Genomic DNA, 8894 nt, shown 5'->3' with positions numbered 1-8894 from the left:
TTCTAGCTTGGTCGCTGAACCAACTACCGGAGACCTCTTCAATTAGCGACCACCGCCACGCCCCAACATCAACGCCCTACGAAACACGGCCTAGGGCGGTGGCGTCCCGGTCCAGGCGCACCCAGGCGGCGACGCTGAAGCTGGCGTCGGTGTGTACGACCGGGTTCGCCGTGTATGCCTGCGCGGCGGCGCCGTCGAGGGTCAGCGCGTCGGTGCCCTGCCTCCGGGTGGTCCAGCCGGTGGCGCCGATCCGAGCGAGGGTGTGCTGGCCGCTGGTCGCGTCGACGTCCGTGCCGTCCAGCGGCCACCAGGCGGTCGGACCCCACCGGCCGAAGGCGCCAGTGATCTCGGCGACCCGGCGGCTGGAGGCGGCGTACGGATAGGCGTGCACCTCATCAAGGAGGCCCTGCCAACGCGACGGCGTGAATCCGTACCAGTTGCGGTAGCCGACGGCGAACGGACCGGTGGCGTCCCAGGTGCTGCGGTGAGGCGCCCGCCCGGCGAGCCGTCCGTCGACGTAGATTCGCAGTTCACCGGCCTCGTGGTCGTAGACGCCGGCGAGGTGGGTCCAGACGGCGACCTGTGCCAGCGTGTCGGACAAGGCGATGTCCTCGGTGCCGGCCTCGGTGTCGCTGGTGCGCATGGCGAAGGCCCACCGGTTGGTCAGGTCGTACCGCAGTTCCATGCCGGCGAAATTCACCCCGGACTGGCTGACCGCGACCCGCCAGTCGGCGGAGGCGTCGAGCCGGACCCAGGCGGTGACGGTGAAGCTCCTGTTGGTGTGCACGACGGGCCCGGGGGTCTCTCCGCCGGTGCCCTCGGCGCCGTCCAGCCCGATGGCGTCGCCGCCGGACTGGCCCTCCCGCCAGGAGTAGCCGCCGCGCAGGGTGACGGGGTTGGCGGCACGGGTGTCGGCCAGGACGCCGGTGTCGGTGCGATCGACCGGCCAGCCCGCCGCCTCGACGGGCAGGCCGGTCGCGAGCAGCGAGTAGTCGGTGGACTGGCTCCGGTTGCCGGCCCGGTCCACTCCGTAGACCCGCAGGGTGTCCAGGGTCTTGATCGGGGTGACGGTGATCGTCGCCTGGCCGTCGACGGCGGGCACGGTGGTGGCCGAACTGTCCTTGAGGTGGTAGGCGAGGGCGACGACGTCCGGCATGGCCCTGGCGTCGAGGCGGAACTGTGCGGGCTGGTCGACTTTGAACGTCGTGGGGCAGGCCCCGACGCAAACCCGGGTCACGGCCGGCTTACCGCTCGGTGGGGTGGTGTCCACGACGAACCGGCACCACGGGCTGGCCGGACCGACGTCCACCACCCCTTCGAACTCGTTGTTGTAGGCCGACGCCCGCCACTCGTAGACGCGATCCTGTTCGAGGGCGGTCGGCACGGGTACGGCCACCTCCTGTCCCGAGGCGTGGGCGTCGGAATCGGTGGAGAAGATCGAGGACGAGCCGGCCTCGCGCCACTCGAACCGGGTGAAGATCGCCTGACCATCGTCGGCGTCGAAGAGCCGGACCCGGAACTCCGGACGGGCGGTGTCCACGAAAACCGGGGTGGTCGCCGAGCAGCCGGCGACGCGGGCGGTGCTGACCTGGGTGGGCGCCGCGGGCAGACTGTTGTACCAGACGTCGACGAACGGGTCGTTGTCGAACACCTTGCCGCCGTTCCCACCGCCCGACTCGTCCGACGCGACGGCGAGGGTCACCTGCGGCAGGTGTCCGGCAGCCGCCTCGGTGACCAACGCTTGGAGATCGAACTCAACCGTCTCCAGCGTCTCGCAGTCCGAGGTGGGTGTGGTGACGGACCCGAGGTTGCGCAGCAACGCCGGCTTGGCGTCCCAACTCCCGGTCGCCGCGATTGGTGCGCTGGTCCACAGGAACACCGGCTCCGGGTTGCACGAGTAGCGCCACTTCTCCTTGAGGGTGAAGATCGCCTTCTTGATCTGCTTGTCGGCCAGGTAGCCGGTGTCCAGTTGGAAGTACGACCGGAACCGGTCCGTCGTCGAGTCCTCCGGATCACGTCCGACCCGGGCGTCGTAGGCGGAGTCCCACCAGCCGTAGTACGAGAGGTCCTGCTCCACCATGAGCCAGTGCTGCCGGTCGGCGGACTGCGGCGGGTCGAGATACACCGGGAAGGTGGTCCGTGGGTCGGTCAGCAGGCGCCGGTCGGGCACGACTGCGAGTGAGTCCCGCTCGACGCGCAGACCCATCCGCGCCCGCCGGTCACCGGGTGCCGGCTCCCGCTCGCGGGACACCACCGGATCGGCCCGCCCAGACACCCCGGTCGTGGCGGCTCGCCGCTGGGCACCGGAAGAGTCCCACATCCAGGCGGTTCCGAAGGTGACCGCAGGCGTACCGTCGGCGGCCACCGCCACGGCCGTGCCGGCCGGATCGGCGCGCACGGTGAGGCCGGCGGTCCGCAACCCGAACCGGATCCGCGCCAACTCCGGTCGCCGGGCCGCCTCCGCCGTACGGACCACGAGTACCTCGGAGAAGCCGACGTCGGTGGCGTGCACCAGCAGGTCCACCCCGGGGATGACGTCCCGGTAGCGCGCGGTGCCGGCAGTGAGCACCGGACGGGGCAACGGCTGGGACCAGCTCAGCGCCAACTCCGCCCCGGCGGCGGTGCGCAGCACGGCGAGGTCGCCGGTTCCCCCGCCGGACAGGGTCAGGTCGACGGTGGTGGCCCGGGGCGCCACCCGTCCGTCGGGCCGCCGGTGCAGGGTGGTGTCGATCGGCACCCACCCCGCCCCGGTACGGGCGCGCACCGGGCGGGCGTGGATGCGGGCCGAGTAGGTGCCGTCGGGGTGGGCGAACACCTCCCGGTTCGCCGAGCCCGACGCCGTGTCCTCGACGGGCCGCCCGGTCTGCCGGGCCCGGGTCATGGCCGAGCCGTCCTGCCCGGCCTCGGGCGGCTTCGGTGGCCGGAGCTGTGTCGTGGTCGAACCCGACGGGACGACCAGCAGCGCCGTCCCCACCAGGGCCGCAGCCGCGGCGTACACCAGTCGTCCCATCGTGTTCTCCTCTTCTGCGGTTCCCGGTCGAAGCGTGCGGGGTGGTCAGCCGAGGTAGTAGACGCCGCCGCTCGACGGCCAGCCACCGGTGGAGCGGCCCGTGCCGCCGCCCGTGCCGCCGTGCAGGAACCGCTGTATGTCGATGCTGCTGCGCGGCGCGCCAGTGCTGCCGTCCGGTTCGTCGTCGTAGACCTCGGTCCGTACGTTCTCGTGGGGCCGCGGGCTGAGGCAGTTGTTCCAACCCACGCAGTCGCGCTCCAACCACTGGTAGACCACCCGTGGCGCCGGGTCCGGCCGCTTACCGCAGGCGATCGCCGGTGCCGGATCACCGTTGTCGCAGGCGTTCCAGTTGTCCTCCCGGATGTCCCGGCCGTAGTTGCGTGGGTAGACCTCGTAGATCGGCAGGTCGATCACCCACGAGTCGGACTCCCGGACCGGGGAAGGTCCGTTGATCTCCCCCGTGACGGAGCAGGTGCCGGCACGGCACTGTGGTCTCGGCACGGGCTTGCCGGTGTTCGACTGCGATGCCACCCGAACCGGGTCACCGACGCCCAGCCGCTTGAACAGGCTGTCGTACGGTTCCGGGATCCGGACCCGGCGGCCGTCCGGGTCGGTGAAGGTGGTCGGGTTGTTGTTCGCGTACGCGTACCCGTTGACCTGCTGCCGGTCCTGGTGGTCGACCACCGGGTCGGCGGAGCCGAACCGACCGGTGCCCGGGTCGTAGTCGCGTGCGCCGAGGTGGGTCAGGCCGGTGAGCGGGTCGACGGTGCCGTCGAGGAAGCCCCGGTCGCCCGGCCAGTTGACCGGGCCACCGCGCGGGTCGCCGAACGGCAGCGCGTGGCGGCGGGTCACCTGGTGCGTCACCGCGTCGACGGCGAGTACGGCGGTGCCGCGCCGATCCGGCACCAGCCGCGTGACGCCGCCCTTGACCCGCAGTGCGATGGTCTCCCCGGCGTGCCGGTAGTACCGGTTTCCGGTCGTCGCCGCGCCGGACCGGCGCACCTCGGTGTCGCCGAGATAGAGGGTGCTGCCGCCCGGGTCCCGGCGGATCAGCCGGTTGCCGTCCGCGTCGTAGACGTACGAGGTGGTCTGCCCGTTCGTGGTGACCGACGCGACGCGGCCCTCCACGTCCCAGGTCAGCGACTGACCGGGCCGGCCGGTGGCGTTGCCGGCGGCGTCGTGGCCGTACTCGTCGGAGCGGTTGCCCGCCGGGCCGGTCGTGTCGACGGTCCGCACGGTGTGCGGCTGGGCCCCGCCCGGGGCGGGGTAGGTGTAGGTGCGGGTGACGTCGCCGCCCGCCGCGTGCCGCACGTCCCTGGTCCGGTTGCCGGTCGGGTCGTAGCCGTAGGACTGCCAGTAGGGTGCCGGACCGGCCAGGTCACCTGTTGACGGGCCGGCGACGCAGTCGCCGGAACCCGCCCACGCCTCGGTCAACCGGCGCAACCGGTCGTAGCGGAAGCACTGGTCATCGCCGGTGGCCAGGTCCGCTGCCCGGGTCAGGTCGCCCGCCGGGTCGTACTCGTGCACCGTGGCGGTCAGCAGTTCCTCGCCCAGCACCACAGTCGACTGGGTGAGGGCCCGGGTGCCGTCCTGGTAGCCGAAGCCGCGCACCACCTGCTGACCCGCCGGGCCGAGCGCCGACTCCTCGGGCTCGCCGAGGCTTGTGTAGCTGGTGCCGGCCACGTAGCTGTCCAGGGGCGAGGTCAGGCTCGTCGGGAAGCCCAGGTTGTCGTAGCCGTGTCGCAGGGTCTCCGCCGGCAGGTCCCCCGCGGCCGGCAACCCGGTGGAGGTGACCTGGTCGCCCTCGTTGTAGGTGTAGGTGGTGGGGTAGGTGCCGACCAGCCCGGCCTCCGTGGCGGGGACCACCACCGCGGTCGCGGTCCGTCGGCCCCGCAGGTCGTACTCGACGACCCGGTTCTCGTACCGCTGGCCGGCCTCGTAGCGGACCGCCGAGGCCGGTAGTCCCTTGCCGAGCGTCGCGGTGTCGTACGTCCACTCGGCCAGCCGCGGGCCGTCGGTCGAACCGGCGTACGCGCCGATGCGGCGGCCCAACGGGTCGTAGCTGTACGCCACCGTCTGGCCCCGGCCGTCGCGGACGCTTGTCACCTGACCCCGCGCGTCGTAACCGGTGAGCGTCGTGCCGGTGTCCGGGACCTCCTCCCGCACCTGCCGGCCGCTCAGGTCGTAGCCGTAGCGCCACACGTTGCCGACCGGGTCGGTGACCGTCGCCAGTTGGCCGCCCTTGGCGTACGTGTAGAGGGTCTCGTCGAAACCGCCGGTCGGGGTCGGTCCGGCGTACTGCCGCAGCGCCGCCCGCCGACCGTGGGCGTCGAGGATCTCGGTGGTGGGGGTGCTACCGGCAGGCGGTGTGACGGAGATCCGGTCCCCGCCGTACGCCGTCGTGGTGCGCCACCGGTCCGGATCCTCCCCCAGGACCTGGAGCGCCCTGGAGGTCTGGCGGTTCGCGCCGTCGTAGCCGTACACCGTCTGCGCCGTCACCAGTTGCGGATCAGGTGCCAGCGCCCCGTTGACGAGGCCGGGATCGTGCCGGGGTCCGACGACGACGGCGACCCGGCCGTGCGCGTCGTACTGGGTGTCGGTGACGATCCGCCCGCCCCGGGGCGAGTCCCGCTGCGTCTGGCGTTGCCGCAGGAGTCCGTCGAAGAGCTCGTAGCTGTTCTGGTAGCTCGACCCGGCGAGCAGGGTACGGGCCAGCACGGCGCTCGGCCCATCGCTGCGCACCGTGTAGCTGAACTCGACGTTCGCCGACGCGCTCGCCGGCCGTCCCGGCCGCCACACCCGCGTGATCCGGCCCAGTGGGTCGTACGCCCTGGTGGTGGTGCCCCCGTTGGCGTCGGTCGTGCTGGTCTCGACACCGCGCAGCGGCTCGTAGTCCGTGGAGGTGGCGAAGCCGAGGGCGTCGGTGACCACCGTGCGGGTCAACGGTCCACCCACGGACGGGGTGTAGGCGGTGCGGGTGGCGTTGTCCAGCGCGTCGTACACCACAGTCGGCCGGCCGTGCTGGTCGAGGGTGCGGCGGCTGGTGGTGACGTACGTGGGCCCGCCGGTCCCGGTCTGCGCCTCCTCGACCCGGGTGACGTCACCCGCGCTCGGTGGGGCGCCCCACGGCGTGTTGTCGTCGTGGTAGTAACGCTTCTCGGCGACCAGGTCGGCCGGGTACGCTCCGACGGCGTCGCAGGCCACGCCGAGGGTCATCTCCCGCTTGACGGCGCTGACGACCCAGTCGGTGGTGTTCTCGGCGTACTCGACCCGGGAGCAGGTGTCGTCACCCGGTTCCGCCACGTCACCCCGGTCGTGCGTCTCGATCAGGCGGCCCCTGGCGTCGTACGTGTAGGCCCGCTCGGTGGTCCGGGTGCCACCGCCGGCGAGTGCGGTCTCGACGCGTTCCCACTCCAGGTCGGTCAGGTGGGCCTCCAGGGCGCCGCCGGTCCCGCCGACGCGGGGGCGCTGGGCGGTGAGACCGAGGTCACGCGGCTTGGCGACGGTGCGGCTGACGAGCGCACCACCCTCGCCGTCGAAGACCGTGACGGACCGGTTGAAGCCCCGCCACATCGGCAGGTCCGACTCACCGTCGACACTGACCTGATCGGCCTGGCCACTGCGGTTGACGTCGCCGTTCATGCCCCGCATGAACAGGTGCTCGGTCAGCGTGCGCCGACCGCCCGCCGCGCCGGTACGGACCTTCACCCGTTGGTAGCCGCGCCACTGTCCCCAACTCTTGCGCCCGGCCGGCACCAGCTCGGCGTCGTCGTGATGCCAGCCGCTCCCGCCGAACACGTACTCGTAGGAGGTGGTCTTCGGTGGGTTGCCACCGACCAGGTCGGACTCTGTCACCTGACTGACCACGTACTTGTGGAACCAGTCCTCGGTGGGGGTGGTCCCCCAGATCGCCGGAAAGCAACGCTTCTCGTTGCTGTCGACAGCGGGCACCGTCCCCGCCCGACACTCGGTCGGTTGGTACGCGACCTGGACCAGCCCGCCGGTCTCGGTGTAGATGGAACTGATCCGCCGCTTGTACATGGCCGGTCGAGTGTCGGCGCGGTCCACCCGGTTCTCCGCCGGCTGCCCGTCGAAGGTCACCGCCGGCAGGGTCGCCGTCCCGCCGACCAGGCCGGCCCGGGTGATCGAGTCGAGCCACAGCGCCGCGGGCTGCCGGTCGGCCGGCACCGGGTACGACTGGCCGAAGGTCCAGGAGTCCACGTCCCGGGCGGCGCCACCGCTTACCACCTGAGTGGTGATCTTCGAGAGCCGTCTGGTCGACCAGAAGGTCGGTGACAGCACCTGACACCCGGTCGCGTCGCACCACTGGTCCCAGGGCGTGTCCGGCCAGTTCTGCGGCTGCGAGCGGACGCAGCTGGTGCCCGGAACGCACCGGTCGGCCGGGGTGAACACCACCCGGGCCGCGGGCTGAGCGGTGTAGACGGAACCGATCCGCTGCCCGTAGTCGATCCGGGTCGGTTGCCCGCCCCGCACGTACGGGGTGGGCAGGTCCGTCCGGCCCGCGCGGCCGTAGTGATTGGACTCCGGGGCGTACCAGTACGACATCACGTCGTTGTGCCGGTCCACGACGAAGTCCAGGTTCCACCGGTACGCCTGCTGACACCAGGACGCCTCGAAGGTGGTGCCGTGACAGGGCTCGCCGGTGCCGTTGCCGAAGACCGGCACGGTCCAGGTGGACCCGGTGGTCGGGCTGCTTCCGGTGCCCTCCGGGAGCCGCTCCCGGCCGAAGAAGTACTGGGTGCCCTCGGGTGAGGTCAGCCGCCAGTACTCGCCGTCGCGGGCGCCGTTCGGCGCTCCGGTGAGATGGTCGACCCGCCAACCGTCGTCCTGCTCGGCCCGCCACAGCTGCCTGCCCGCGTCGTAGACCAGCTCACTGGTCAGACCCGGCAGCACCACCGTCGCGTTGTCCGTCGCCCAGCACAGGTCGCCGCTGGTCGCCGGTCCGCCGTCGTCGCCGCACCGGACGTACGACCGCTCGATGAAGCCGGGTTGGTAGTCGAATCCCTCGCCGAGCCAGGACGGCTGGTTGTTGGTGGACGCGACCCGCCCGTCGACCGAACCCGACGAGTAGCGCAACGCGATCTCCGGCGTCGGGCCTGGCACGCTCGGCGTGCTCACCGGGTAGGACCAGGTGAAGTCGCCGCTCTGCAGGCCCACCTGCCAGGTCGCGGACGGGGCCAGCGAGGTGGGCCGGAAGCTGCCGGCGCTGCCTTCGGGGCCGGCCGTCACGGCGTAGAGTCCGTCGCCGACCTCGGCGCGCAGCAGACCGCTGTCCACCGCGTTGCGGCTCGGCACCGCCGTGCCGGTCCGGCACCCCTTCGCGGCAGGGGTCGTCAACGCGCAGTCGGGCAGCCGGACCAGCCCGAGCCGGCTGGCGTAGTCACCGCCGTACGCCTGCCGGAAGCCCGAGTAGTCGACCTCCACCGTGGTCTCCCGGGCCGCCCTGTCGGTGTGGCCGATCCGCAGCACCATCCCCCGCGCGCCGACTCGGGCGGTGGTGGCGCGGTCGAAGACCTCGACCCGCGCCGTACCCGGGCCGGTGGCCGCCGTCGGGGCGCCCACCTTCACCGGCAGATTGCCGGCCCGCACCAACGCCGGCACGTCGTCGGGCGCCCGCCCGTCGACCTTGCGCGGCACCGGCACCTCGGCGATGCCGGCCGCGGGCCAGGCCACCTCGGGCGCCGTGCGCAACGCGACCTTCGCCTCGGGGTCCGCCCCGCGCGGCTGGGCTGCCAGCCGATGCGCCGGCTGCCCCGACCAACCCTCTGAATGTGCTGGCGACCGGGCCGCCGCCGGTGCCGACAATCCGGCAACGGTGATCAGGATCCCGCACAGGGCCGATCCGATGCGTTGTCCTTGCCGT

2 protein-coding genes are annotated in these 8894 nt (G+C 72.2%); both read right to left on the bottom strand.

Annotated features, from left to right (window positions below; genetic code table 11):
- Window positions 1-76: 76 nt before the first annotated feature.
- A complete protein-coding gene (locus ACGFIE_RS31125; protein WP_393301437.1) occupies window positions 77-3010 on the bottom strand; it encodes a LamG-like jellyroll fold domain-containing protein in 2934 nt (977 codons plus the stop codon).
- A gap of 45 nt (window positions 3011-3055) precedes the next feature.
- Entirely contained in the window at window positions 3056-8722 is a 5667-nt protein-coding gene (locus ACGFIE_RS31120; RefSeq protein ID WP_393301434.1) for an RHS repeat domain-containing protein, read from the bottom strand.
- Between the last annotated feature and the right edge of the window lie 172 nt (window positions 8723-8894).

The organism is Micromonospora sp. NPDC049275, assembly GCF_043197115.1.
In the GTDB taxonomy this organism is placed as follows: Bacteria; Actinomycetota; Actinomycetes; order Mycobacteriales; family Micromonosporaceae; genus Micromonospora.
The sequence above is the reverse complement of the archived record's forward strand: the minus strand, read 5'-3'. Positions and strand labels throughout refer to the sequence as shown.